Annotated in this window: 19 protein-coding genes and 1 tRNA gene; 13 read left to right on the forward strand and 7 right to left on the reverse strand. The window is 71.2% G+C overall.

Translation table 11 applies throughout. The features are described 5' to 3' along the window. Window positions 1–192: 192 nt before the first annotated feature. Genes ACZOOI_RS00675 through ACZOOI_RS00695 form a run of 5 tightly spaced genes read left to right on the forward strand, consistent with a single transcriptional unit; the run spans window position 193 to window position 10,471 of the window. The gene (locus ACZOOI_RS00675) at window positions 193–555 is read left to right on the forward strand and encodes an acyl carrier protein (RefSeq protein WP_465278872.1); all 363 of its coding nucleotides are present in this window, start codon (window positions 193–195) and stop codon (window positions 553–555) included. After that, a complete protein-coding gene (locus ACZOOI_RS00680; RefSeq protein ID WP_465278873.1) occupies window positions 545–6,982 on the forward strand; it encodes an SDR family NAD(P)-dependent oxidoreductase in 6,438 nt (2,145 codons plus the stop codon). Before ACZOOI_RS00675 ends, ACZOOI_RS00680 begins: the two co-directional genes overlap by 11 nt. Window positions 6,983–7,028: 46 nt before the next feature. After that, window positions 7,029–8,657, forward strand: coding sequence for a long-chain-fatty-acid--CoA ligase (locus tag ACZOOI_RS00685; protein ID WP_465278874.1), 1,629 nt, complete (start codon window positions 7,029–7,031; stop codon window positions 8,655–8,657). Then, entirely contained in the window at window positions 8,654–9,445 is a 792-nt protein-coding gene (locus ACZOOI_RS00690; RefSeq protein WP_465278875.1) for a thioesterase II family protein, read from the forward strand. Before ACZOOI_RS00685 ends, ACZOOI_RS00690 begins: the two co-directional genes overlap by 4 nt. Window positions 9,446–9,496: 51 nt before the next feature. Next, the gene (locus ACZOOI_RS00695; protein ID WP_465278876.1) at window positions 9,497–10,471 is read left to right on the forward strand and encodes an LLM class flavin-dependent oxidoreductase; all 975 of its coding nucleotides are present in this window, start codon (window positions 9,497–9,499) and stop codon (window positions 10,469–10,471) included. Window positions 10,472–10,894: 423 nt separating this feature from the next. On the opposite strand, the gene ACZOOI_RS00700 is transcribed toward ACZOOI_RS00695, so the two are convergent. After that, window positions 10,895–10,987, reverse strand: a tRNA-OTHER gene (locus ACZOOI_RS00700). Between the two features lie 103 nt (window positions 10,988–11,090). Next, complete coding sequence (locus ACZOOI_RS00705; RefSeq protein WP_465278877.1) at window positions 11,091–11,861, reverse strand: AfsR/SARP family transcriptional regulator; 771 nt, start codon at window positions 11,859–11,861, stop codon at window positions 11,091–11,093. Between the two features lie 693 nt (window positions 11,862–12,554). On the opposite strand from ACZOOI_RS00705, the gene ACZOOI_RS00710 reads away from it, so the two are divergent. Then, complete coding sequence (locus ACZOOI_RS00710; RefSeq protein ID WP_465278878.1) at window positions 12,555–13,508, forward strand: diacylglycerol/lipid kinase family protein; 954 nt, start codon at window positions 12,555–12,557, stop codon at window positions 13,506–13,508. Further along, window positions 13,505–15,025, forward strand: a complete 1,521-nt coding sequence (locus ACZOOI_RS00715; RefSeq protein WP_465278879.1) for an MmgE/PrpD family protein — start codon at window positions 13,505–13,507, stop codon at window positions 15,023–15,025. Before ACZOOI_RS00710 ends, ACZOOI_RS00715 begins: the two co-directional genes overlap by 4 nt. Here the strand turns inward: ACZOOI_RS00715 and ACZOOI_RS00720 are convergent. Next, complete coding sequence (locus ACZOOI_RS00720; RefSeq protein ID WP_465278880.1) at window positions 14,999–15,199, reverse strand: hypothetical protein; 201 nt, start codon at window positions 15,197–15,199, stop codon at window positions 14,999–15,001. The two genes, ACZOOI_RS00715 and ACZOOI_RS00720, sit on opposite strands and share 27 nt — an antisense overlap. A 54-nt stretch (window positions 15,200–15,253) precedes the next feature. After that, window positions 15,254–16,267 (reverse strand): phosphatidylglycerol lysyltransferase domain-containing protein, encoded by a 1,014-nt coding sequence (locus ACZOOI_RS00725; RefSeq protein WP_465278881.1) that lies wholly within the window; start codon window positions 16,265–16,267, stop codon window positions 15,254–15,256. Window positions 16,268–16,500: 233 nt separating this feature from the next. On the opposite strand from ACZOOI_RS00725, the gene ACZOOI_RS00730 reads away from it, so the two are divergent. The 6 genes from ACZOOI_RS00730 to ACZOOI_RS00755 are packed head-to-tail and all read left to right on the forward strand — an operon-like array spanning window position 16,501 to window position 23,058. Next, the gene (locus ACZOOI_RS00730) at window positions 16,501–17,637 is read left to right on the forward strand and encodes an acyl-CoA dehydrogenase family protein (RefSeq protein ID WP_465278882.1); all 1,137 of its coding nucleotides are present in this window, start codon (window positions 16,501–16,503) and stop codon (window positions 17,635–17,637) included. Window positions 17,638–17,666: 29 nt separating this feature from the next. Further along, window positions 17,667–18,191, forward strand: coding sequence for a hypothetical protein (locus tag ACZOOI_RS00735; protein ID WP_465278883.1), 525 nt, complete (start codon window positions 17,667–17,669; stop codon window positions 18,189–18,191). Then, window positions 18,188–18,793 (forward strand): flavin reductase family protein, encoded by a 606-nt coding sequence (locus tag ACZOOI_RS00740; RefSeq protein WP_465278884.1) that lies wholly within the window; start codon window positions 18,188–18,190, stop codon window positions 18,791–18,793. Before ACZOOI_RS00735 ends, ACZOOI_RS00740 begins: the two co-directional genes overlap by 4 nt. Window positions 18,794–18,822: 29 nt before the next feature. Then, window positions 18,823–19,800: a VlmB-like protein gene (locus ACZOOI_RS00745; RefSeq protein ID WP_465278885.1), complete on the forward strand. Its 978-nt coding sequence runs from the start codon at window positions 18,823–18,825 to the stop codon at window positions 19,798–19,800. Window position 19,801: 1 nt separating this feature from the next. After that, window positions 19,802–21,322 carry an APC family permease gene (locus ACZOOI_RS00750; protein ID WP_465278886.1) on the forward strand — a complete coding sequence of 507 codons (1,521 nt, stop codon included), beginning with the start codon at window positions 19,802–19,804 and terminating at the stop codon, window positions 21,320–21,322. Window positions 21,323–21,372: 50 nt separating this feature from the next. Further along, a complete protein-coding gene (locus ACZOOI_RS00755; protein WP_465278887.1) occupies window positions 21,373–23,058 on the forward strand; it encodes a pyridoxal-dependent decarboxylase in 1,686 nt (561 codons plus the stop codon). A gap of 169 nt (window positions 23,059–23,227) precedes the next feature. Here the strand turns inward: ACZOOI_RS00755 and ACZOOI_RS00760 are convergent, their stop codons facing one another. The 3 genes from ACZOOI_RS00760 to ACZOOI_RS00770 form a co-directional block, all read right to left on the reverse strand. Next, window positions 23,228–23,449, reverse strand: coding sequence for a YbdD/YjiX family protein (locus tag ACZOOI_RS00760; protein ID WP_396009752.1), 222 nt, complete (start codon window positions 23,447–23,449; stop codon window positions 23,228–23,230). Continuing rightward, window positions 23,446–25,617, reverse strand: coding sequence for a carbon starvation CstA family protein (locus ACZOOI_RS00765; RefSeq protein WP_465278888.1), 2,172 nt, complete (start codon window positions 25,615–25,617; stop codon window positions 23,446–23,448). The genes ACZOOI_RS00760 and ACZOOI_RS00765 overlap by 4 nt, the downstream gene beginning before the upstream one ends. 136 nt (window positions 25,618–25,753) lie before the next feature. Continuing rightward, window positions 25,754–25,999: a DUF3311 domain-containing protein gene (locus ACZOOI_RS00770; RefSeq protein WP_465278889.1), complete on the reverse strand. Its 246-nt coding sequence runs from the start codon at window positions 25,997–25,999 to the stop codon at window positions 25,754–25,756. Window positions 26,000–26,025: the final 26 nt, after the last annotated feature.

Raw genomic sequence — 26,025 nt, forward strand, 5'->3', positions numbered from 1 at the left:
CGTCGTCACTTCGCCGATCCGAGCGTGCCGGCGGGCGGAGAGCCGGGTCGACTACCCGGGAGGTAATAAATCCGCGCGCCCGGCCTCGGTCGGTTCCGGTCGGGGCGGCCGGTTCGGCCGGGCGGAGGGCGGCGGCCATCACATCAGCCCTGGATCAGCCCGGCGTCAGCAACGGCTGTTTACCTGAGGCCGATGAATACCAGTCGACACCTGCGTGAGATGAGTCGGCGCGAGCGCCGAGACGCCCTGGAAGACCTCGTCGTGGCATACCTCAAGGAGATCCTGCTGATGGACGACGGTGAGGAACTGCCGCTCGACCAAGGCTACTTCGACCTCGGTCTGACCTCTCTTCGGCTCAACGACGTCAGGTCCCGGCTGGAGCGGTCACTGGACATCGGCATCGACGCCACCATCCTGTTCGGCCGCCCGACGGTGGAGCAGCTCGTCGCGTACCTGACCGACGTCCTGTCCGCACCGCCCGCCGACCCCGTCATGCACGCGGCCGACTCACGGCCGCCCGGCCCGGAAACCAAGGAAACCAGTGATGTCGGATAGCCCGCGCACGAGCGACCGCCGATGGGAACCGGGCGACGAGCCGATCGCGATCGTCGGCATCGGTCTGCGCCTGCCCGGTGGAGCCGAGTCCCCCGACGAGTTCGACGCGTTCCTGCGGGCCGGGCGGTCCGGCATCCGGACCATCCCGGAGGACCGCTGGGACGTTGCGGCCTTCAGTGCGCAGGAGCCGGACGAGAGGGGCAAGATCGGCACGCACAGCGGCGGTTTCCTGGACCGCCTCGACCTGTTCGACGCGCCGTTCTTCAACATCTCCCCCAAGGAGGCCCGCTACATCGATCCCCAGCAGCGCATGGTGTTGGAGACCGCGTGGCAGGCGCTGGAACACGCCGGCATCGACCCCACGCCGTTGCGGCGCGGCGACGGCGGCGTCTACATGGGGGTCAGCTCGTTCGACTACGCGCTGCACATGGGCGCGTTGCCCTACGAGGAACTGGACGGGCACCTGGCGGCGGGTTGCACGATCTTCTCGATGTCCGGCCGGTTGTCCTACTTCCTGGGTTGGCGCGGCCCGAGCGTGTGTGTGGACACCGCGTGCTCGTCCTCGCTCAGCGCGCTGCACATGGCGGTGCAGGCGCTGCGCAACCACGAGTGCACGATCGCGCTGAGCGGTGGGGTCAACGCGGTGCACCACCCGAGCTTCATGGTGATGTTCTCGCACGGCCAGATGCTCGCGAGCGACGGACGCTGCAAGACGTTCGACGAGTCGGCCGACGGCTACTCACGGGCCGAGGGCTGCGGCATCGTGGTGCTCAAGCGGCTTTCGGACGCCGAGCGCGACCACGACACCGTGCACGCGCTGATTCGTGGCACCGCGATCGGCCAGGACGGCGACAGCGCGGGCCTGACCGTGCCGCACGGCCCCGCGCAGGAGCAGGTGATCCGCACCGCGCTGGCGGCGGCCCGACTGACGCCCGCCGACATCCAGTACGTGGAGGCGCACGGCACCGGCACCCCGCTCGGCGACCCGATCGAACTGGGCGCCATCAACGCCGTGTTCGCCGAATCGCACAGCGCGCAGGCGCCGCTGGTGGTCGGCTCGGCGAAGACCAACATCGGGCACCTGGAGCCGGCGTCCGGCATCGTCGGGGTGATCAAGACCGTCCTGCAACTGCGTTCGGCCACCATCTACCCGCACCTGAACTTCACCGAGCCCGCACGCCGCATCCCGTGGGACCTGTATCCGATCAGCATCCCCACCGAGTGCCTGCCCTGGCGGGCGCCGATCCGGCGCGCGGTGGTCAACAGCTTCGGCTTCGCCGGCACCATCGCGGCCACCGTGCTGGAACAGGCCCCGGAACCGTCCGCCGCACCGCTCCCCGAACCCGCCCCATCCACGGCCGTGTTCACCCTGTCCGGCAAGAACGCCGCCGGATTGCGCCGCCAGGCCCGCAGCTACCGGGAGTTCCTGGACCGCACCCCGGAGCCGGACCTCGGCCGGTTGTGCCACGCCGCCAACGTGGGCCGGGCCCACCTGGGCCACCGGCTGGCCGGCGTCGTCAAAAGCCGCGCCGACCTGGTCAAGCTCCTGGACGCGGCGATCGAGCCGGACGATCGGCCCGCCGCCGCCCCGGTACGCAAGGTCGCCTTCCTGTTCGGCGGCCAGGGTGCCCAGTATCCGGGCATGGGCGCCGCCCTGTACGAGCGATTCCCGGTGTTCCGCGAGTACTTGGACGAGTGCGAGTCGCGGTTCGCACCGCACCTGGCCGAGTCGATCCGGGACCTGATCCTGGGTCGGGCCCGGGACGACACGCTGCTGGATCGCACCGGGTACACCCAACCCGCCCTGTTCGCCTTCGAGTACGCGCTCGCCCGGTTGTGGATCTCCTGGGGTGTCCAGCCCAACGTGCTGATCGGGCACAGCATCGGTGAGGTCGCCGCGGCCGCGGTGGCCGGCCTGTTCTCGCTCCCGGACGCGGTGACGCTGGTGGCCGCGCGCGCCCGGCTGATGCAGTCGGTCCGCAAGCCCGGTGGGATGGCCGCGGTCGCGCTGCCCGCCGAGGAGATCCGCCCGCTGCTGGCCGGGCGCACCGATCTGGCACTGGCCGCGGTGAACGCCCCCGACCAGTGCACGATCTCCGGCGGCAGCGAACAACTCGACGAACTGGTGGCGGAGTTGCGTGGCCTCGGGGTTCGGGTGGATGCCCTGGCCGTGTCGCACGCGTTCCATTCGCCGCTGATGGCCGAGGTGTTCGACGAGTTCCACGCGGCGATCGCCGGGATCACCTTCCGGCCGCCGGAGATCCCGCTGATCTCCAACACCACCGGCGCACTGGGCCGGTTCGCCGAACTGGGCACCGCCGACTACTGGGTGCGGCACATCGGCGAACCGGTGCTGTTCATGGCCGGGGTGCGGGCGGTCGAGCAGCGCGGCCGGCATGCCTTCGTCGAGATCGGCCCCTCGACCGCGCTCACCGCGCTGGCCAAGCGGTGCACCACCGCCGAGGAGCACCGGTGGGCGGCCAGTGTCCGACGCCGCGACCCGCACGGCGACACCGTCTTGCGCGGCCTGGCCGAGCTGTACGCGGCCGGCATCGGGGTGTCCTGGGCGGGCGTGCACGCCGGACGCCCGGCGGCGCGCATGCAGTTGCCCACGTACGCCTTCGAGCGCAAGCGGTACTGGCTGCCGGTGGCCGGGAAGGCCGGCAGCGGCGCGGGTGCCTCGGCGCCGGGAGCGGCGTGGCATCCGCTGCTGGGCCGACCGGTCCCGGCAACGGCGGACGACCCCGCCGGCACCCGCCGCTTCGTCGCCGACTACACCGCCGAGCGCCCCGCGTGCCTGGCGGGCCACCAGGGCCCGGACGGGCCGGAGTTGCCCGCCGCCGCGTACGTCGAACTGCTGTTGGCGCTGCGCGATGTCGTCTACGGCGACAGCCACGGCGCGGTACGCGACCTGCAGATCGGCGCACCGCTGCCGCTGCCCGAGGAGGGCGCCGTCGAGTTGCGCACCCGGCTGGTCCCGTCGGCGGACGGCGGCGCCCGGGTCGAGATGGTCAGCGGTCCGGCCGAGGACGAGCGCACGCACGCCACCGCGCTCCTGGCCGCACCGCAGGACGACGATCGTCCCGATCGTGCGCTGCGCGCCCTGGCCGATCGGCCCGGCCCGATCCGGGAGAGCGTCGACGCCGACGACCTGTACACCGACCTGGCCTCGGTGGGCCGCCGGCACGGCCCGCGCTACCGCCTGACCACCCGGGTCCACCGGCATCAAGACGGCGTGCTGACCGGTGAGTTGAGCGGCCGCGAGGCCGGTGCCGTCGAACAGTTGCCCATCGAACTGTTGGACTGCGCGCTCCAGGTCGCCGTGGGCGCGGACGCACACAGTCCGGCGTTCGCACCCGTGCGGTTCGGCTGCGTACGGCTGTTCCGCAAGCCGCGCGGCGAGCGGTTGCGGGTGGTCGCCCGCGTCGACGCCGACGGTCCGGACCGCCGACTGGTCGACCTCCTGCTCCTGGACGGCGACGCACCCGTCGCCGAGCTGCGCGACGTACGGCTCGCCCTGCCCGAACCACCCGACCGGCGGCCGGTGTTCCTGCACCGGCTGAGCTGGTTGCGGCATCGGGCGACGCCTGGCCCGGAAGCGGTGGAGCGGCACGTCCTGGTCCTGGGCGCCGACCCGGCCCGGTTGGCCGCCGCCGGTGCGACGGCCGGCATCAGGTTGTCCCACCCGGAGGGGCCCGACGCGCTCGCCCGGGCGCTCGACGACTCCTCGGTGACCGACGTGTGCTGGTTCTGGCGTGCGCTGGACGAGCCGATGTCCGTGGGCCGGCTGCGCCGCGAGTGCGAACGCAACTACCGCGACCTGTCGGCCGTGGTGGCCGCACTGACCGTCTCGGGCCCCGGTGGCGCGCCGCGACTGTGGCTGGTCACCGAGCGGGCGCAGTGGTTGCCGGGCGACCGACCGGGCACCGGCGAGCAGCTTGCGGCGGCGACCCTGTGGGGGTTCGGCCACGTCCTGCTCAACGAGTACCCGCGGCATCGGGCCACCCTGCTCGATCTGCCCGCCGGTGTGGATCTCGCGGTCCTGGCCGACGAGTGGCGGGCCGCCGACGTGGGCGACTTCCAGGTGGCCTACCGCGACGGTCTGCGCTACGCCCGCCGGTTGTTGCCCGGCGAGCGCACCCCCTCATGGGACGGCGGTTTCGCACTGCGCGCATCGGCGTCCGGCGAAACCGCGGACCTGCGTCCGGTGCCCGCCGAGGACCTCGCGCCCGGGCCGGGCCAGGTGCAACTGCGGGTGCACAGCGCCGCGGTCCACCCGCACGACCTGCGGGTGGCCGCGGCCGGCGAGCCGGCGCCGGTGCCGGGCTCCGGATGCAGCGGCACGGTCGTCGCGGTCGGCGCCGGCGTGCACTTCGCGGTCGGCGACCCGGTGGTCGCGCATCACCCGGGCACCGTACGCCGCACGGTGACGGTGCCGGCCGAAGCGGTCGCGCTCGCCCCGGACGGCGTGCCGGCGCACGCGGCGGCGGCCCTGCCGGCGGCCTATGTCGCCGCCCACCACGCGCTGCGGGCCCTGGACGGGGTCCCGGCCGGGGCGGTCGTGCTGGTCCGAGTGGCCGGCGGGGTCGGGCAGGCGCTGACCGCGTTGGCGGTCCGGGCCGGGTACGACGTGATCGGCCTCGCCGACCCGGACCGGCCGTCGACGTCCGGGGCGCGGCACGAACTCGCGCCGGACCTGGCCGACCCGACCACCGAGGTGCTGCGACGCACCGACGGGCTGGGGGTCGACGCGGCGTTCGTCGAATTCGGCGGTGGCTGCACGGCGGTCGGCGTGGACTGCCTGGTCGAGGGTGGCCGATATGTGGTGGTCGGCGGCGCCGAGCCCGGTCCGCGAGCGGACACGGACGCGAGCATAAAAGCGGGCACAGGCGCGGTCTCGGAAGCACACGGGCAAGCGGCCGCGGGTGCGCACGCGGGCACCCCGGCGGCCCCGGACGCGGAAGCGGGCACGCACGCGGCTACGGGTGCGCACACGGACACTCAGCCGTCTGCGGACACGCAAGCGGCTACCGGTGCGCACACGGGCACCCAGGAGACCGCGGATGCGGATGCGAGCGCGCGGCCCGCTGCGATGTATCGATCCGCCGACCTGGCCGAGCTGTCGGCGCAGGCGCGCACCCGTTTGGTCGCCGAGGTGCTGCCTGCGGTGGTCGAGTCGGTGGGCCGCGGTGAGCTGCCGCCGATCCGGGTGCGTGGCTTCGACCTGGACGAGGCCGACGAGGCGCTCGCCGCGGGCCGCGACGGGTGCGCCGGGCAACCGGTGCTGACCGTGGCACCCGAGCGTTCCGACCCGGTGCAGGCCGCGCCGATCCGGCCGGACCGCACCTACCTGATCAGCGGCGGTCTGGGCGGTCTGGGCCTGGTCACCGCGACCAGGCTGGTCGACCTCGGCGCCCGGCACCTGGTCCTGGTCGGCCGCAGCGGCCGGCCGACCCCGGAGGCGGTCCCGATCCTGGCCGCGCTGCGCGAACGGGCCCGGGTCACCGTGGCCCGGGCGGACCTGGGCGATGCCGACGAGGTCGATCGGCTCTTCGCCGACGTGCGCGCCGGCGGCGTACCGCTGGCCGGCATCGTGCACGCCGCGGGCAGCGCGGGCTCCGCGCTGATCGGCAACCTGAGCTGGGAGGCCATCGACGAGCAGCTGCACGCGCAGGCGTACGGCGGCTGGCTGTTGCACGAGGCGAGCCTGGACTGCCCCGAACTCGACTTCTTCATCGTGCACTCCTCGATCGCCGCGGTGGTCGGCGGCTCGACCCAGGCGCACTACGCCGCCGCGTTCGCCTTCCTGGACGGCCTGATCGCGTGGCGCACCCGGCAGGGTCTGCCGGGGCGGGCGACGAACTGGGGCATGTGGTCGCGCGTGGGCATGTCCGCACGGTTGAGCGACAACCTCGCCCGGGAGCTGGAACGCGGCGGCATGCGCTACTTCTCGCCGGCCCGTGCGCTGCGCACGATGCACCGCCTGTGGTCCGGGCCGGACACGCAGTACGTGGCCGGCGAGTGGGACTGGGACCGGTACCTGTCCCAGAGCCCGCTGCGCAACGCGCTGTACGCCCGGCTGGTCGGTGCCGGTGGTCCGGATGCCGGCGAGGAGCGGGGCGGTGCCCGGACCGGTCTGGACCTGGCCGCGCTGATCGCCAAGCCCGAGTCGGAGCGCCGGGCCGCCGTGGCCGAAGTGGTGCTGGCCGGTGTCGCCGCCGCGCTGCACGCCGAGGACGGGGAGGAGATCGATCCGAGTACCGAATTCGTCGCGCTGGGACTGGACTCGCTGATGGCGCTGGAGCTCAAGACCGGCCTGGAGTCGGCCTTCCGCATACCGCTGCCCGCCTCGTTGGCCTTCGATTTCCCGTCCCCGCAACTGCTGACCGAGTTCCTCGACGGACAACTCGTGCCCCCGGCCGGCTGACCCCGGACCGACCGGCCCCCGGGCCGTATCACCCTCGGAGGAGACCATGGACGACGCCAGGCAGTGGACGCTGGTCGCCACGTCCGCCGCACATGCCCGTGATCGCGGCGACCACCCGGCGATCATCTGCCAGGACCGCCGGATCGACTACGCCCAGCTGCACCGCATGAGCAACCGCGCGGCGCACGCCCTGCGTTCGGCCGGCGTCGGGCACGGCGCCCGGGTGGCCTGGCTGGGCCGCGAGTCCGAGTACTACTACACGATCGTGCTCGCGTGCGCCAAGGTCGGCGCGGTGCTGGTGCCGGTCAACTGGCGGCTGACCGCCCGCGAGGCCGATCACATCCTGCGCGACTCGGGCGCACAACTCCTGTTCTTCGACGGCGAGTTCGACTCGGTGGTCACGCCGGTACAACCCACCCTGCCCGCGCTGAGGACGCTGGTGCGGATCGACCGCGGCGACGACGTCGGCGGCGGCCTGCACGCCTGGTGGGCGGACGCGCCGGACACCGACCCCGACACCGCGGTCGATCCCGAGGACGCGGTGGTGCAGATCTACACCAGTGGCACCACGGGCCTGCCCAAGGGTGCCGTGGTGCCGCATCGCAGCTTCTTCACCTTCCCCGCCGCGATGCGTGCGGCCGGTGTGGACTGGGTGGACTGGCTGCCCGAGGACGTCAACCTGATCTCGCTGCCCGGCCTGGGCACCGCGGGCACCGCGTGGTTCTGGCAGGGTTTCAACGCCGGGCTGACCAACGTGGTCATGCGTGCCTTCGTCGCGCAGGAGGCGGTCCGGCTGATCCGCACGCTCGGCGTGACCACCACCTTCGCCGCGCCCGCCATGTTGCGGATGATGCTCGACGAACGCGAGGCGAGCCCCGAGGCGTTCGCGTCGATGCGCAAGGTCGCCTACGGCGGCGAACCCATCTCCACCAACCTGCTGACCCGGAGTCTGGAGGTGTTCCGCTGCGAGTTCGTGCAGATCTACGGCAGCACCGAGACGGCCAGCGTGCCGGTGTGCCTGCCGCCTGCGGACCACCGGCCCGGCAGTCCGCTGCTGCGCTCGGCCGGCCGGGTGTGTCCGGGCAACGAACTGCGCATCCTGGACGGCGAAGGGCGGGAGCTGCCGGCCGGCGAAATCGGCCAGATCTGCATCCGCACCCCGTCCCGCATGCTCGGCTATTGGAACCGCCCCGAGGCCACCGCCCGCACGCTGCGCGACGGTTGGCTGTACATGGGCGACAACGGCTATCTGGACGAGGACGGCTACCTGTACGTCTGCGACCGCATCGACGACACCATCATCGTCGCCGGCCAGAACATCTATCCGGCCGAGATCGAGAAGGAACTCGCCGAGCATCCCGCCGTCGCGGAGAGCGCGGTGGTCGGCCTCGGCGATGCCCGCTGGGGCGAGGCGGTGCACGCGTGTGTGGCGTTTCGGCCCGATCGGCGGGCCACACCACGCGAGTTGATGCTCTTCCTGCGCGGCCGGATCGCCGACTACAAGATCCCGACCGCCTATCACGTCATGCCCGCGCTCCCGCGCAATCCCGCCGGGAAGATCCTGCGCCGGGTGGTCCGGGAGCGGTTGGAGAGTGCACGGACCGTGCCGGACACGGACACCGCAGGCCACCGGTCTGCGACGACAGCCGAGGCAATGGAAGGAACTTCACGGTGAGCACCGCGATAGCCAAGAAGATGTCCAGGCCGGGTCAGTGGTTTCAGCCCGCCGAGGCCGACCCCGAGGCCCGGATCCGCCTGTTGTTGTTCCCGCACGCGGGCAGCGGGGCGATCATCTACCGGGACTGGCCCGACGTGTTGCCCGCCGACATCGGTGCCCAGGCGGTGACCCTGCCGGGCCGCCAGGAGCGCCGCGGCGAGACCTCGTACACCGAGTGGCAGCCCCTGGTGGAAGGGCTGTACGAGGCCGTGCTCGGCGCCTCCGACCACCGCCCGTTCGCCTTCTTCGGACACTGCCTCGGCGCGCAACTCGCCTACGAGTTGGCGGTGCGCATGGAGCGGGACGGGGTACCGGGACCTCTCATGGTGGGCATGTCCGGCTGGGCGCCGACCGGATTCTTCTGCCCGACGGACGAGCACATCGAGATGCCCGAGGAGCAACTGGTCTCCTGGATCAAGCGACTCGGTTCGTTCCCGGCCGAGATCTACGACAACCCGGAGATGTTGGCGATGGTGATCCCCGCCCTGCGCGCCGATCTGTCGGTGGCCGCCCAGCGGGTGGACCTCGGTGCGTTGGTGCCGTGTCCGCTGGTGTCCTACGGCGGTCGCAGCGACGGACTCCAGGAGGAGGAGGACGCGTTCGAGTCCTGGATCCCGCGCAGCCCGCAGTATCTGGGGCACCGGGAATACCCCGGCGGTCACTTCTTCATCGACACCCACGTGGAGGCGATCACCCAGGACTTCTGCGGTCACCTCTATCGACTGGAGGCCGCCGCGCGCGGCTGATCCGCGCGTGCCGGCCCGACCGCCGTCCCGGTACTCGTCAAGGAGCACACCATGCCCCGCTCTGCCCTGCCCCACTTCGGGATCCTGTTGCCGACCCGCGAACAGGCCATCGTCGGTGCCCTGGACGCCCGCCCGCTGATCGACTTCGCCGTCCGGGCCGAGCTGCTCGGCTTCGATTCGTTGTGGGCCGGGGACTCGCTGATCGCCCGGGCGCGGTTGGATCCGCTGGTGGTGCTGTCCGCCGCCGCGGCGGCCACCCACCGGATCGGCCTGGGCACCGCGGCGCTGACCCCGGCCCTGCGGCATCCGTTGATCGGTGCGAACCTGATCACCAGCGTGGACCACGTGGCCGCCGGCCGGTTGACCCTGGGCCTGGGTTCGGGCTTCCCGATCCCGGAGACGGAACGGGAGTTCGCCGCCGTCGGGGCGGCCTACGCCGGCCGGGCCGGCCGCCTGGACGAGATCGTCGACCTGTGGCGCCGGGCCTGGCGCAGCGGCGAACCCGGCGCCCGGACCGACTTCGTCGGCCCGCATCTGCAGGCCGCGGACCTGGACCTGCTGCTGCGTCCGGCGCGGATCGGCGGGCCGCCGCTGTGGCTGGCCGGCAGTGATACGCCGGCGGTGCTGCGCCGGGTGGCCCGGCGCTACGACGGCTGGTTGCCGTATCTGCCCTCGGTGTCCGCCTACGCACACGCGTGGCAGCAGATCGGGAAGCTGCTCCAGGAGGCCGGGCGGCCGGCGGACGCGGTCACCCCGGGGTTGTACGCGACCGTCAACGTGAACCGGGACGAGGCCGCGGCGGAGGCCGAGTTGGAGCACTACGCGCAGCGCTACTACCGGCGTTCGCTGGCCGAGATGGCGCAGATCCAGGCCTACGGCTGGGGCTCGGCGGCCAAGTGTGCGGACTGGCTCTCCGACTACGTCCGCGCCGGGGCCCGGCACATCGTCATCCGGGTCGGCTCGCTGGAGCCCGCCGGACAGCTCGAGGAGATCGCCGAGCGGGTGTTGCCGGCGATTCACCGGTGACCCTGCCGACGGCGTTCCCCGTCGCCCGTGGTCGGCCCGTCACATGCGTGCGCGGGTCGGGCACGGGCGATCGGCGTCTACCCACCCGAACGGTGGGCGGCGCGGATGCGCACGGACCCGGCCGAAGGAAGAGCGGCCGAAGGGGACCGGCCGAAAGCAGGCCGGCCGGAGTCGGAACGGCCGCAAGCAGACCGGCGGCCGAGGATGATCCTGCCGAAAGCGGACCGGCCCACAACGAACCGGCCGACAACGAACGGCCGAAATCCGCGGAGCGCGGGCGGGTCGTGCGCCGGCCTCGTCGGTCCGCGGTGCCTCGTGGGGTGTCTGCGTTGCCGGCCCGTGCCGACCGCAACGGTTCTTCGGCTCCGGGCCCCGCATCGGCGGTGACGCCCGCGGCGGGCCCTCGGCCCGGTGCTGCGTGTGCGGAGAGGGCAGGATTCGAACCTGCGTGGACTCCGTGGAATCCGACCTCGGCAATGCCTTCGGTCCCCGATCAGCCGCTCCGGGCACCTCTCCCGATCCCGACCCGAGTCCCGAGGACTCGGTGCCGTTCACGTGTTCCACTGTGCCGGCCCCCGCTGACCGGGCGCTGACATCGCGATGACGTCTGCGTCTGTCCTCAGGTGGACCGCACGTGCAGCGAGGGGTCCTGTTCCAACACGGCCCGTTCGTAGTCCCGCATGATGGGCGACGGGGACAACCCCAGTTCCTCGGACAGTTGGATGTGCAACCCTCGGTAGACGTCGAGCGCGTCGGTCTGTCTGCCGCAGCGGTACAGCGCGACCATCAGCTGCTGGCGGAAGCGCTCGTTGTAGGGGTGCTCGACCAGGAGGGTCTGCAGCTCCGGGATGATCCGCCGGTGCTCGAAGTTCTCCAGCTCACAGTCGAAGAGGAATTCGAGCAGCGCGAGCCTGGTCTCCTCGTAGCGCGCGGCCGCGGCCTGACACGCCTGGCCCACGTGCGAGCCGCCGTAGATCGGTCCACGCCAAATCTTGAGCACACCACGTATTTCCCGGGCCGCCACACCGCGCGGAAGATTGCCGAATTTGATCCGCTCGTATTCCTGGATGAAGACCGCCACATCGAGCGTCGCGCCGTCCAGAATGAGGCGATATCCCGCGTGCTCGGTGAGTAACCTGGTTTTCTCGGGATCGTCCTCGAGCGCCGCGAGCTTGCGGCGAAGTCGACTGACGTGTGCCTGGATGGCGTTCTCGACCACAACCGGAGGGTTACTGCCCCACATTTCGTCGATCAGGCCGCCTCTCGATACCGGACTCCCTTCGGCTATCAGCAGCGTGGCCAAGAGCGTTCGTTGGAGCGTCCCCGACAATCGCAATTCCCCCTTTTCCGATCTTGCCCCGATGGCTCCCAGCAGCTGGAACGTAAGCATCACGCCTCCTGCGCATACACACTCTGAATCGTACGAACCGGGCAATCAACCCCCGGGAAGGCGAAAGCGCGCCGCCGAAAGCGGCGCACGCCATTCCCCTGCGGCCACCCGGCCCGGCGGAGCACACGGCAACCCGGCCGTACGACAGCGAGTCCCCCGTACCCCCGGGCCGACGGCGCGACTGCGTTCCCGCGCACCCGCACCGCGGCCGAGCCCGAGTCGACCAAACGTCAAAAAGACGTCGACATCGGGCATTTCGCAATTATGCGACAAATTTTAACGCCAGAAAATTGATCTTCATCCCCCGCGCCGAGATCTCATACCCCCGATGGTCAAAGACGCAGCACCAGTCATTGGTTTGGTCCAAACATATCACCTCGTCTTTTTGATCACCCCCGATCCATGACCGATCGGCAGTCATCGGCAGAATCGTTGCACATTACCCTGCCATACCTACAAGAGTATTTACGAATCATTTGCCGGAAGTCGGACGCCCCAGCTTTTCCGATCTTGACACCGGAATGCCGCGGATCAAGAAGCGTCGAGCCCGTCTGCGGTCAGAACCGTGTCAGAGCGAGATCAGACGCATCGCGCAGTGTGTATTCCGACAGGGCCGGTGAAGGCGTCGAGGGATCGCTTCAGGCCCCGCATCCGGAAATGGTTAACGGCGAGACAACGGGCGGTGGACCGGCCTTGGACGAGTTCGGGACTCACGGAAATCGCTTTCCCAACATCGTAATCATTTTCAACCCGCGGGCCGGCTCCACGACCGCCGAGTATCTGTCGGCGGTCACCGACGTCTGCCGGGAGCACTCGGACGACGTGCGGGTCGCGCCCACCGAACACCCCGGACACGCCACCGCGTTGGCGGCGAACCTGGCGGCCGGCGCCGAGCGCGCCGACCTGGTGGTGTCCATCGGCGGCGACGGGACGCTGCGCGACGTGGTGGCGGGCCTGGTCGGGGGCGAGGCCGCCGCACCGCCCCCGCTGGCCGTCCTGCCCGGCGGCACCGCGAATTCCAACTACCGCTCGTTGTGGGACGACGTCCCGTGGTGGCAGTCGTTGCACGCCGTGCTCACCGGCGAGGCCGAGCACCGTCGCCTGGACCTGGCCCGGCTCGCGGAACCCGATCGGCTGGTCGTACTGGGCCTGAGCACGGGCCTGTTCGCCGACGCGACCGCCCGGGCCCGGTCCTCACCCATCGCCGGACGCCCGCGCTACCAACAGGCCATCGCCGAGTCGTTGCGCACCTATCGGCCCTATCCCGGCCGGGTGCTCGTGGACGGGACGGTGGTCCAGTCGGGCCGCACGATCCTGGCCAACGTCGGCGGCGGACGGCACCGGGCCGGCGTGCTGAACGTACTCCCCCGGTCGATCCGCGACGACGGACTGCTGGACGTGTGCGTGCTGGACCCCGACACCCCCGCCGAGACGGCACTGGAACTGATGCGCACCGGCGGCCATCTCGACTCGGCGGGCTCGACCTATGCCCGCGGCCGATCGGTCACCCTGGAGCGACTGGACGGCCTGCCGCTGCATTTCGAACACGACGGCGAGGTGGTGCCCACCGAGCGCGGCACCATCACCGTCGACGTGCTGCCCCGCGCGCTGCACGTGCTCGCCTCGCCGAAGCGGACCGGCGGATGAGCGGCCGGCGGGTCGAGCCGGCCGCCCCCGAAGCGCCGACCGAGGGTGGCAGCGGGCCGCTGGAGCGATTGGCCCACTGGGCCGCCGGGTTGGAACTGTCCGACGTCCCGCAACGCGTGATCGACCTCGCCGCCACCCACGTGCTCTCCCAACTCGCGGCGATCCGGACCGGGTTGCGGCAGCCGGACGGACACCGCCTGGTCCGCGCGCTGGGCCCCCCGTTCCAGGCCGACACCGCGCAATCCGCGCGCGTCCTGGGCGGGGTCGGCGCATGGCTCAATCTCGACGACACCGCCTACGCCGGCCACCTGGGCCCCTCGACGGTGGGCGTCCCGCTCGCCTACGCACACGCTCTCGGGCTCTCCGGCGCCGAGTTGCTGCGCGCGGTGATCCTGGCCGACGAGTGCGCCGCGCGGATCACCTCGGCCGCCACCCTGGGCCCCTTCCGCGGCCAGACCGCGCTGCACACCCACGTCGTCGGCGCGGTCGCCGGCCGACTCGCCTGCGAACGGGCCCCGGCCGGACGCTGGCTCGACGCCCTCGCCCTGGCCCTGAGCGCGCCGCCGTGGACCCTGCTGCGCGGCTTCATCGCCGGCGACGCCCGACTGCTGCACGTCCCGGTCGCCGTCCGGATGGGCTTGGACGCGTGCGACGCCGCAGCCGGCGGCCTGCACGGCGCAGCCGACATCGTCGAGCATACCGACGGCTTCCTCGCCCGGTTCGCCACCGTGCCGCTGCCGGATGCCCTGACCCTGGGATTGGGCCGGCGCTGGCACACGGAGACACTCTCGTTCAAGCTGCACCCCGGCGGTCCCGGCATCGACGCGGCCGTCGACTGCGCCGTGGACCTGCACACCGACCTGGGCAGGTGGGCGGTGGAGGACGTGCGCGAGGTGATCGTGGAGTGCTCCGTCTACACGCTCTTCGCCGCCCGCAAGGCCCGGCCCTATCTCGACGGGCCGCGCACCCCGATCGGTGCGCTGGTGCTCGATACCCCCTACCCGGTGGCCACCGCGCTGTTGACCGGGCAACTGGTCATCGAGGACTTCCACGCGCCCCGGGTCGACACGCCCGAGCGCTGGCGGCTCGCGGCCAAGGTGCGACTCGTGCACGACCCCGAGATGACCCGTGAACTCCTGTCCGGCGACGCGCCGTTCGGGGAGGCGCTGCGGCAGGCGGGCGACGCGGGGCGGGCCTGGCTCGCGGAGTTCGGCGGCGCGGAGTTGCTCGATCTGGCTCCCGCACCGCGCGCACCGGCCCGGGACTTCACCACGGCCGAGAAGCCGACGCCGGCCCGGGTGCGGGTCGTACTGCACGACGGCCGGGTGCTGGTCCGCGAGTACCGCATTCCCCGGGGTGGTCTCGGCCCGGAACTGCGGCTCCGACACCGGGAGTTGGTCGCCGCCAAGTTCCATGCCGCGGGCGGGTCGGCCACGGTGACCCGGCAGTGGCCCGGGCTGGCGCGGACCGACCCGACCCGGCTGCGCGCGCTACTGGAACGGGCCCTCGGCCGGTGAGCCCGCCGCGTCCGGCGCGAGCAGTACGTCCAGTGCGTGCAGCGCGCCGTCCGCGCGGCCGGCCGCCTCGGCGTCGTCCGGGTCCGCGCACAACGCGAGGAAGCCCTCGGTCAGTTGTGCCTGCATTGCCTGGATCGAATTCTTCTCGACATCCGTGTGCGTACTCGCGCTCATCGACATCCGCATCTCCCGTCGGTCCGGATCACCATTGCCTCGTTCGCTCGCTCGTCACATCGCGTTCGCGGCCCGCCAGATATTGACGAACCCCTCCGCGCTCGCCCCGTCCGGAAATCCCGCGTACTCCGTGGTGACCAGGGTCGGATTCCACTTGTCCTTGTAGGCCAACTGGGACGAGGCCGGGTAGACGACCTGATTCTCCCAGAGATAATGCATAAGCCACTTGAAGCCCGGACTGTGGCCGGGCACCTCGCGCTCGTCCGCCAATGTGGTGAACGGCGTGAAGCCGAAATGCAACCAGGGCACTCCCTCCGCACGAAAGGCGTCGATCGCCGCCTTGTTGCAGGCCTCCATGACACCGGCCGGGCTTTCCGGAAGACGTCGGCTCAGGTCGTGCATCCATCCCTCGTACGTGCCGTACACGGGTGAATAGGAGACGTATCCGATGGCCTTGCCGTCGATGTGTCCCAGGAACAACCGGCGCAGCCGTTGCATGTCGCCGCCCGTCTGGCCGACCAGGTATTCCAGCGGACGGGCGCCCTCGCCCTTGAGCGGGAGCCAGCGCCGGTCGATGTCCGCGACGCCCTCCTTCCACTGCTCGTAGTCGGCCTCCACCACGGTCAGGCCACTGCGCAGGGCCCGCGAGATCTTGTTGCGCAGTTGCATGTACCGGGTCCCGGCGACGGTGAAGCCGCCCAGGTCGACGGCGTAGGACGCGCCCACCTGGTTCACCGTGTAGCCGTGCCGGGCGTGGATGCGGGCGTCGTGCAGCTGGAGCTGGATGATCGCCTGGCGCCGGCCCCGGGCCGCGGTGTACTCGGTGAAGGCCCGCATGAGGTCCACGTACGACTCGTCCGGCGCGAAGGGTCCGCCGAACTGGACCAGGTATTTTCCCGCGCTGCGGTAGACGATGATTCCCGGGCGTCCCGGCAACGTGAAATATGAATTTCCCCGGTTGACCGCGAGGAAGGAACTCGGATTTTCTGCGCGCGTGTATTTCCGTATAGCCTCCAGCGCGTATTCCGCCGAGGCGTGGGCCGCCTCCGTCACTGTTCCCTGTGTCATTTGGGTCTCCTTGCCCGTGGCGTCACGATCCACCGCTCATGATGATGCGGAGCACCGCCGCACGCAATGCCGGAGAGAGTTTGTCGGCCGGCCGTCAGTCCGGCGTCATCACCGTGTCAGAACATCGCCTTCGGGGCCGGATATCGCGTCATCAGAATGATGTCAGGAGGCAGTCAGAGTGTCGTGTGACGGTGGGCCCACGGCATTCCCATCACATACCGGAGGCGACCCGGATGCTTTCTCTCGACATCGCCCGCGACACCTGCGAACGTCATCATCCCGGCCTGCTGAAGGCACTGGACGCGTTGCCGATGCCCGAGCGCGAGGCGAGCGACAGTCCCGTGGTGGACATCTTCAAGGAGCACGGCGGCGCGGCTCTGCTCGTGCCCCGGGCCTACGGCGGCGTCGGCGCGGACGCCTTGGACGCCGTCCGGGTCACCCGGGCGCTGGGCGCGTACTCGCCCTCGCTGGCGGCCGGCGCCACCATGCACAACTTCACCGTGGCGATGTTGTTCGCCCTCGCGGACCGGGTGGTGCCGCCGACGCCGGAGCAGAAGCGATTGTTGGCCCGGATCGCACCCGAGGGCATGCTGTTGGCCTCGGGCTGGGCCGAGGGGCGCACCCAGCAGGACATCCTCAGTCCGTCGGTGACCGCCGAGGCGGTCGCGGACGGGTTCGTCGTCAACGGCGCGAAGAAGCCGTGCAGCCTCTCCCGCTCGATGGACCTGCTCACGGCCAGCGTCACGGTGCCCGACGCGGACGGCCGGACCTCGCTCGCGGTGCTGCTGATCCCGGCGGACTCCGCCGGGATCTCGGTGCACCCGTTCTGGGACAGTCCGGTGCTGGCCGCCGCGCAGAGCGACGAGGTGCGACTGCACGACGTGCACGTGCCCGAGCACCTGGTGATCCGGGGTACGGCGGACGATCCCGGCCGGCTGGACGACCTCCAGGAGGCCACCTTCGTCTGGTTCGAGCTGTTGATCACCTCCGCCTACGTGGGCGCGGCGTCGGCGCTGACCGAGTTGGTGATGAAGCGCGAACGCGGCACGGTCACCGATCGGGCGGCGCTGGGCATCCAACTGGAGGCGGCCGTCGGCCTGACCGAGGGCACCGCCCGGGCGCTGCGCGACGGCGTCACCGGCGAGGAATCCGTCGCCGCGGCGCTGACCGCCCGGTTCGCCATCCAGAAGTCGCTGGCCACGGTGTCCGAGCAGGCGGTGGAACTCCTCGGCGGCATCGCCTTCATCAAGTCGCCGGAGATCGCCTACCTGTCCTCGGCCCTGCACCCGTTGGCCTTCCACCCACCCGGCCGGACCTCGTCCTCGCCGCACCTCGTCGAGTACTTCAACGGCGGACCGCTGCGGATCTGAGCCCGGCACCCTCGACCAGTGGAGTTCAGATGGATCAGGTCAACGTGTTCGAGTCCCCCACCACCTTCCGCCTCCACCGCGGTGAATACCTGGTCGGGCTGGGCGTCTCGCTGGCGCTGTTCATCGCGCACATCGGCGACGTGCGCTGGCTGCCGGCCGTCCTGCTGTTCGTCTACATCGACCTCATCGGCTACATCCCGGGGGCGATCGCCTTCCGGCGCAGCTCCACCGGGCGCATCCCCAAGGGCTACTACATCGCCTACAACACCATGCACAGCCTGATCACCCAGGCGGCGGTGATCGGCGTGTGGATCTGGGTGAGCGGCGCGGAGTGGGCGCTGCTGGCCATCCCCATCCACCTGTTCGCCGATCGAGGCGTGTTCGGCAACTTCCTCAAGCCGTTCGCGTTGCCGTTCGAGCCGGTCCCGGACGAGGACTTCGCCCGGCTGTCGCGGCGGTTGTTCGGCAAGGGCCGCGCGGGCGGCGAGCCGGGAGCGGCGTCGGCGCCGGCATCGACCCCGGCGGCGGCCTCCGTCGCCCGGCCGAGCCGATGAGCGCGGGGTCCGCCGGCCCGGAGCCGACGGTCGGCATCGCCGATCGGCCTCGGCCCGGCGGCGACCGGGCGCGCGAGTTGCGCGCGATGTCGCGGCTGCTGCCCACCGGCGTGGCGGTGTTGACCTCGGCGTACCGGGAGTCGGCGCACGGCGCCACGGTCTCCACCACCACGGTGCTCTCCCAGCAGCCGCTGCGGCTCGGGGTGTGCCTGCGCGGCGGCTCGCCGATGACCGAGCTGATCCGGCGCAGCGGCCGGTTCTTCGTCAACGTGCTCTCCTCGCGTCAGGCCCTGCTCGCCGACTGGTTCGCCAATCCGCGCCGGCCGGCCGGGCTCGCCCAGTTCGACCTGGTCCGGTCCGAGCTCGATCCGGGCACCGACATCCCGCTGCTGGTGGACGCGTTGGCGTGGTTCGACTGCCGGTTGAGCGATCACGTGCCGCTCGGTGGGGGCGAGGACCTGCTGGTGGCGGAGATCGTGCACGCCCGTGCCGGGTCGGGTCGGCCGCTGATCGGCTTCGCCGGCCGGCTGCACGACGTCGAGTTCCACGGGGTGCGCCGCCGGCAGGGCTGGCGCGCCGACACCACGACCACCCTCGACTGAGCCACCCTCACGAACCGGGAGTTCCCGTCATGGCAACGTCCATACCGCCCGAGACCGATTGGGATACCGCGCCGGGGCTGCTCGACGGCGCGATGAACCTGGAATTGACCGCCGAGCAGTGCGGCCTGGCCTATTGGCTGCGCGGGGTCGCCCAGGGCACGTTGCGCGACCGGGTGCAGACCGGGCACACCGCGGCCGAGCCCACGCCGGAACACATGTGCGTGGACGGCCCGTTGCGCGATGCGCAACTGTTGGAGCTGGGCTGCCGCTCGGTTGCCGAGGAGCAGGGCACCCGGGCCCTGGCGCACTATGTGGCCGGCGCGCCCGGGGTAGCCGAACTGGACTTCTTCGCGACCCAGTTGATCGACGAGGCCCGGCACTCGATGGTCTTTCGCGGGCACCTGGTGGAGATGGGTGTGCCCGCCGCCGACCTGCACACGACGATCGACGAGCTGACCACCGACTACCGGCACGACGTGCTGGACCCGATTCTCGACTTCGCGGTGCGCACGGTGCGCGACGAGGGCGACTTCATCGGCGGCGTCGCGGTGTTCACCATCGTCATCGAGGGTGTGTTGGCGCCGGCGGCCGAGTTGAGCGAGCGCAAGTGGTGCGTGCTCGACCCGGCCGCCGCGGCGATCGCCCGAGGGGCGGCGATCGACGAGATCCGCCATCTGACGGTGGGCAGTTCCATCGTGCGCGAGCACCTGTTGCGTCATCCCGAGTCGCACGACCGGCTGTTGCACGTGATCCGGCGCGGCCGGGCGTTGTGGGACACCATCCCGGACCGGAAATACATCATGGTCCGCGAGCACCTGTTCCAGGAGGGTCTGCGGCAACACGCGGATCTGGTGGGCGACTACCAGGTGTGGCCGGGGACTCGGCTGGTGGACACCGACGCCGAGGAGCGTTACGCGATGGCCGAGCGCTGGACGGACGAGATGGCCGCGATCCGCCTGGCGTACATGGGCCTGCCGGAAGCCGTCGAGATCCTGCGGCTGACCTGAGATGACCGGCTCCGAACCCGACGCGCCGGGCCGCGACTTCCGGCGCACGCTGACCACGCCGAAGATCGTGTTCATCATCATCGCGGCCGCCGCCCCGCTGGCCGCGATGGTGTTCACCGTCCCGCTGTCCTTCGCCATCGGCACCGGTCCCGGGGTCCCGGCCATGTTCGTCTTCGCCGGTGTGACCCTGCTGTGCTTTTCCGTGGGCTACGCCGCGATCGCCCGGCGGATCAGCAACATGGGCGGTTTCTACGCGCATATCGCGCACGGCCTCGGCCGCCCGATCGCGGCCGGCGCCGGGTTGCTGGCGGTGCTGGCGTACAACGCAGCCACCGTCGGGGTCCTGGGCGCCTTCGCCTACTTCACCCAGGACGTGGCCGCCGGTCACGGGCTGGATCTGCCGTGGGAGGTCTGGGCGTTCGTCGGGCTGCTCGTGGTGGGCGCGCTGGGTTACCGCGAGGCGGAGCTCAGCGCGCGGTTGTTGTCCGCGTGCATGATCTGTGAGATCGCCATGTTGTTCGCGCTGGACATCGCCATCCTGAGCCGACACGGCACGACCTCGCTGCCACTCGGCTCCTTCGCCCCGGAGCATGTGGTCGCCCCGGGGCTGGGTGTGTCGGTGATGTTCGGATTCGCGTCGTTCCTCGGTTTCGAGTCCGCGGCCCTGTACGCCGAGGAGGCCAAGGCGCCGCGGCGCAGCGTGCCGCGGGCCACCGTGATCGCCGTTGTGGTGGTCGCCTCCTTCTACGCGCTCACCAGTTGGGTCGCGGTCGGTGCGGTGGGTCCGGGGCGCGTGCGCACCGAGGCCGAACAGCACCTGGGCGACCTGTTCTTCCGGCTCGGCGACAGCTATCTCGGGCACCCGGCCACCGTCACCATGCAGGTGCTGTTGTGCACGAGCCTGTTCGCCGCGTGGTTGGCGCTGCACAACGCCGCCAACCGCTACATGTACGCGCTGAGCCGGGACGGACTGTTGCCGGCCCGGTTGTGCGCGGCGCACGGGCGGCACGGCTCGGTGCATCGGGCAAGCCTGGTGCAGAGCGGCTTCAGCGCGGTGGTGGTGGTCGCGTTCGCCGCCGCCGGCCTGGACCCGTACGTGAACATGTCGACCAGCATGCTGGGGCTGGGCACGCTCGGCATCATCCTGCTCCAGGCGTTGGCGTCGGTGGCCGTGGTGGGCTACTTCCGGCGCCGCCGCGAGGGTCGGTGGCAGACCCTGGTCGCGCCCGTGCTGGGGGCCGTGGGGTTGACCGCCGCGGCCGTTCTCGTGGTGTCCAACTTCGACGTGCTGACCGGGACCACGAATCCGGTGGTCACCGCGCTGCCCTGGTTGTTGCCCGCGGTCACCGCGGCCGGCATCGGGTTCGCGTACCGGTTGCGCGTGGCCCGACCGGAACGGTACGCGCGCCTGGGCGGTCTGCCCGAGCCGGCCGGACCGGCCCTCGATCCGATCACGGCGGCACCGGCACCGGATGCGCGCCCGACGGATGCCGCCGGCAGCCTCGCCCCGACGGCGCAGTGACCGGGTCGGCGCACCGCACACCGTGTAGCGAAGCGAAAGGACCGGCCCTGATGGCTCACGACGACGACGCCCCCTCGGACATCCCGTTCGGGCCCGAGGACGCCCCGTGGCAGAAGACCTTCAGCGACCTGCGGCTCGTCGGCGGCCCCCGGTACGGCACTCCCCCGTCCGCCGACCCCCGGGACGCCTACATCGGCGTCCCGGAAGTGCCCTACGCCAAGGTGCAGTTGCCCCCGGGAGGGCTGGACCCCGGACAGTACGCCGAGGCCGAGGCGCTGTTCCGCAGCCACATCGACACGCAGACCCGCAACTTCGCGGGCTACCAGGTCACCAGTGACCTGGACTACCGGTCGCGCCTGGCCCACTACCTGGACCGACATCTCAACAACGTCGGCGACCCGTTCCAGTCCAGTTCGTACACGCTCAACTCCAAGGTGCTGGAGCGGGCGGTGCTGGACTACTTCGCATCGTTGTGGCACGCCAAGTGGCCGCACGACGAGCGCGATCCGGAGTCGTATTGGGGCTATCTGCTCACCATGGGCTCCAGCGAGGGCAACCTCTACGGTCTGTGGAACGCGCGCGACTACCTCTCCGGCAAGCTGCTGCGCGGGCACGACCGCGGCGCGGGCGCGATCACCGGCGAACCGGCTCCGCGCGGCGAGGGGCAGAGTCCCAACGCCTTCCATCCGATCGCGTTCTTCTCCGAGGACACCCACTATTCGCTGACCAAGGCCGTGCGGGCGCTGGCCATCGACACCTTCCACGCGGTCGGCAGCACCCGCTACCCGAACGAGAATCCGCTTCGGCCCGGGGCGCCCTGGCCGACCGAGGTGCCCTCCACCGCGGACGGCGCGATCGACATCGACCGACTGGCCGTGCTGGTGCGCTTCTTCGCCTCCCGCGGGTATCCGATCCTGGTCAGCCTCAACTACGGCTCCACCTTCAAGGGCGCCTACGACGACGTCGCGGCGGTGGCCCGCACGGTGCGCGGGATCTGCACCGAGTACGGGCTGCACCGGCGGCGGATCCGCCGGGCCGCGACCGAGGACCACGACGAACGCTCGGGGTACTGGCTGCACATCGACGGTGCGCTGGGGGCCGGGTACGCGCCGTTTTTGGAGATGGCCCGGAACGTGGGCATGGTCGAGCAGGCGCCGCCGATGTTCGACTTCCGGATCGCCGACGTGCACTCGCTGACGATGAGCGGGCACAAGTGGTTCGGTACGCCGTGGGCCTGCGGGGTGTTCATGAGCCGCACCGGCCTGCAGATGACCCCGCCCAAGTCCTCCGAGTACATCGGCGCCGCCGACACCACGTTCGCGGGCTCGCGCAACGGCTTCTCCGCGCTGCTGATGTGGGACCACCTGGCCCGACACTCCTACGACGACCAGGTCCGGCTGGCGGCCGGCTGCGATCGACTGACCGGGTACGTGCACGAGCGGCTGCTCGACCTCCAGCACCGGCTCGGCCGGGACCTGTGGGTGGCCCGCAGCCCGCAGGCGTTGACCGTGCGTTTTCGGCAACCACGCGCGGAGATCGTCCACCGCTACTCGCTCGCCGCCGAGACCGTTCCGGTGGACGGCGTGCCGCGCACGTACGTGCACCTGTATGTGATGCGGCACCTGAGCCGGGCGCGGGTGGACGAGTTGATCGCCGACCTGCACCGCCCGGGCGCGTTCCCCCCGGAGTCGTCGGCCGACCCGCCGCGCCGGCCGCGCCGTCGGGTCGTCACGTGAGGCGGTTCCCGGCGTCGGTGCTCAGCCGTCGTTCCGGTGCACCCCGGACGCACGTCGGGCGACGTCGAGGATCCTTCGACGCCGCCCGACGTTCTCGCCTGTCCGGGATCCGAGACGCCGACAACGGGTCGGCGCAGGTCCGTCGGCGGATCCCGGTTCGGGTCCGGGGTCAGCAGCAGCGGGTCTGCGGGTGCTCCTCGCGCCGCCTGGTCCGCCATGCCTCGTAGGCCCGGCGGGTGGGGACCGGCCGGTCCGGATGCTCGCGCAGGTGTCGCAGGCAGTGCCGGTCGTAGTCCGCCGCACCTGAGATCTCCCGCAGATACCACCGGATCCACCGGACCAGTCGGATCGGCGCGATCCGACCGGCGGCGCTCGGGGCCGGCCCGGTCACGACCGATCCGCCCGGTCGCCGGCGCCGCCGCCCGTCCGGGCGAGTTCCTTCTCCCGCGGTGCGCCCACCGGTTCGAGCACCAGCGTCGATGCGACGTAGGGCGTCTCGGTGGTGGGCACCGACCCGCCGGCGCGGACCGCCCGTACGCACACGATCGCCGCGTTGCCCATCACCAGCGCGATCAGCACCAGGAACAGGGCGATCAGGACGCCGTCCACGGTGGAGTTCAGCACCACGGTGTGCATGTCGTCCATGTTCTTCGCCGGGCCCAGTACCTTGCCCGCGTCGATCGCGTCGGCGTAACGGTCGCGTTGGGCGAAGAAGCCGACCCGGGGGTCGTCGGAGAAGATCTTCTGCCATCCGGCGGAGTAGGTCACCGCCACGTCCCAGGCCAGCGGGACGCCGGTGACCCAGGCCCAACGCAGCTTGCCGGACTTGATCAGCACGGTGGTGGCCACGGTGAGCGCCACCGCGGCGAGCAGCTGGTTGGCTATGCCGAACAGCGGGAAGAGCTGGTTGATCCCGCCCAGCGGATCGGTGGCCCCGGCGTAGAGGAAGTAGCCCCAGAGGCCGACCACCGCGGCGCTGGTGAACCAGATGCCGGGCTTCCAATTGGTCCGGCCGATCGGCTTCCACACGTTGCCGAGCATGTCCTGGAGCATGAAGCGGCCCACCCGGGTTCCCGCGTCCACGGTGGTCAGGATGAACAGGGCCTCGAACATGATCGCGAAGTGGTACCAGAACGCCTTCATCCCGGAACCGCCGAACACGTCGGCGAAGATCTCCGACATGCCCACGGCCAACGTGGGTGCCCCGCCGGAGCGGGCGATCAGCGTTTTCTCCTCGACGGCCGAGGCCGCCGCGCGCAGGTCCTCGGGGGTGATCGTGAAGCCGAGGCCGGCCACCGCGTGCGAGGCGCTCTCCGCGGTGGCGCCGAGCACTCCGGCCGGGGCGTTCATCGCGTAGTACAGACCGGGGTCGATCACGCACGCCGCGATCAGCGCCATGATCGCCACGAACGACTCCATCAGCATGGCGCCGTAGCCGATCATCCGAACCTGCGACTCCTTCTGGATCAGCTTCGGCGTGGTGCCGGAGGAGACCAGGGCATGGAAGCCGGACAGCGCACCGCACGCGATGGTGATGAACAGGAACGGGAACATCGACCCGGCGAACACCGGCCCGGAGCCGGATCCCGCGAAGGAACTGATCGCGTCCGTCTTCAGATTCGGCGCGGCCACCAGCACGCCGACGGCGAGCAGCACGATGGTGCCGACCTTCATGAAGGTGGACAGGTAGTCGCGCGGGGCCAGCAGCAGCCACACCGGCAGCACCGACGCGACGAAGCCGTACCCGACCAGACAGAACACCAGTGTGGTCGGACTCCAGGTGAACGCGTCGCCCAGCGCGGTGTCCTCGATCTGCCCGCCGCCGACGATCGCGGCCAGGAGCAGCGCCACCCCGATCACACTGGTCTCCAACACCCGACCGGGTCGCAGGAAGCGCAGGTAGACCCCCATGAACAGGGCGATCGGGATGGTCAGCGCGACCGAGAAGGTCCCCCACGGCGAGTTCGCCAGCGCGTTGACCACGACCAGGGCGAGCACCGCGAGCAGGATGATCATGATCACGAACACCGCGATCAGCGCCGCGACGCCGCCGACCCGGCCGATCTCCTCGCGGGCCATCTGGCCCAGGCTCTTGCCGTCCCGGCGCATGGACAGGAAGAGGATCACCATGTCCTGCACGGCCCCGGCGAAGATCACCCCCACCACGATCCAGATGGTGCCCGGCAGATAACCCATCTGCGCGGCCAACACCGGGCCCACCAGCGGCCCGGCGCCGGCGATCGCGGCGAAGTGGTGGCCGAACAGCACCCGGCGGTCGGTCGGTTGGAAGTCGACGCCGTCGTCGAGCCGCTCGGCCGGGGTGGCCCGGGTGTCGTCCGGTTCCAACACTCGTCGGGTGACGAAGCGGGAGTAGAAGCGGTAGGCGATCGCGTAGGAGGCGACCGCCGCGAAGATCAGCCAGACGGCCGAGATCTCCTCGCCTCGGGCCAGGGCGACCACGCCCCAGCCGGCCGCGCCGATCAGCGCGACGACGGTCCAGATCAGGATCGTTCTCGGGTGGTACGAACGCGGGCTGCGGGTGCCGGTCGTGGTGGGCACGCGTACTCCTCATCGGGCAGGGGACGAAAGAGCGACGGACAAGGGCTGCCGGATCGGCCGGGGGCGACGGCCGAGCCGGATCGGTCGGTCGGCCGAGTCGGGCCGGGGGCGACGTCGGGCCGGGGGACGGCGTCGGTCAGGGATGTCGCCGGTCGGGCCGGCGCAGCAGCAGGTGGGCGATGAACATGGCGGCGGCGCATCCCGGCACCCACGCGAGCTGGTACCAGTAGAAGAACGGGATGCCGGCCAACTCCGGCCCTCGGCGCGCGTACGCGGGCACCCACAACAGCGCCGCGACGGGTGCGGCGAGGCAGCCGCCGGCCGCGATCCGGCGTGCCGCACGGGCCCGTGCGGCGGTGGGCGGGACACGGTCTTCGGTCATCGCGCCTCCTCCGGTTCGGTGGTCCG

This window comes from Embleya sp. L77, assembly GCF_055557415.1.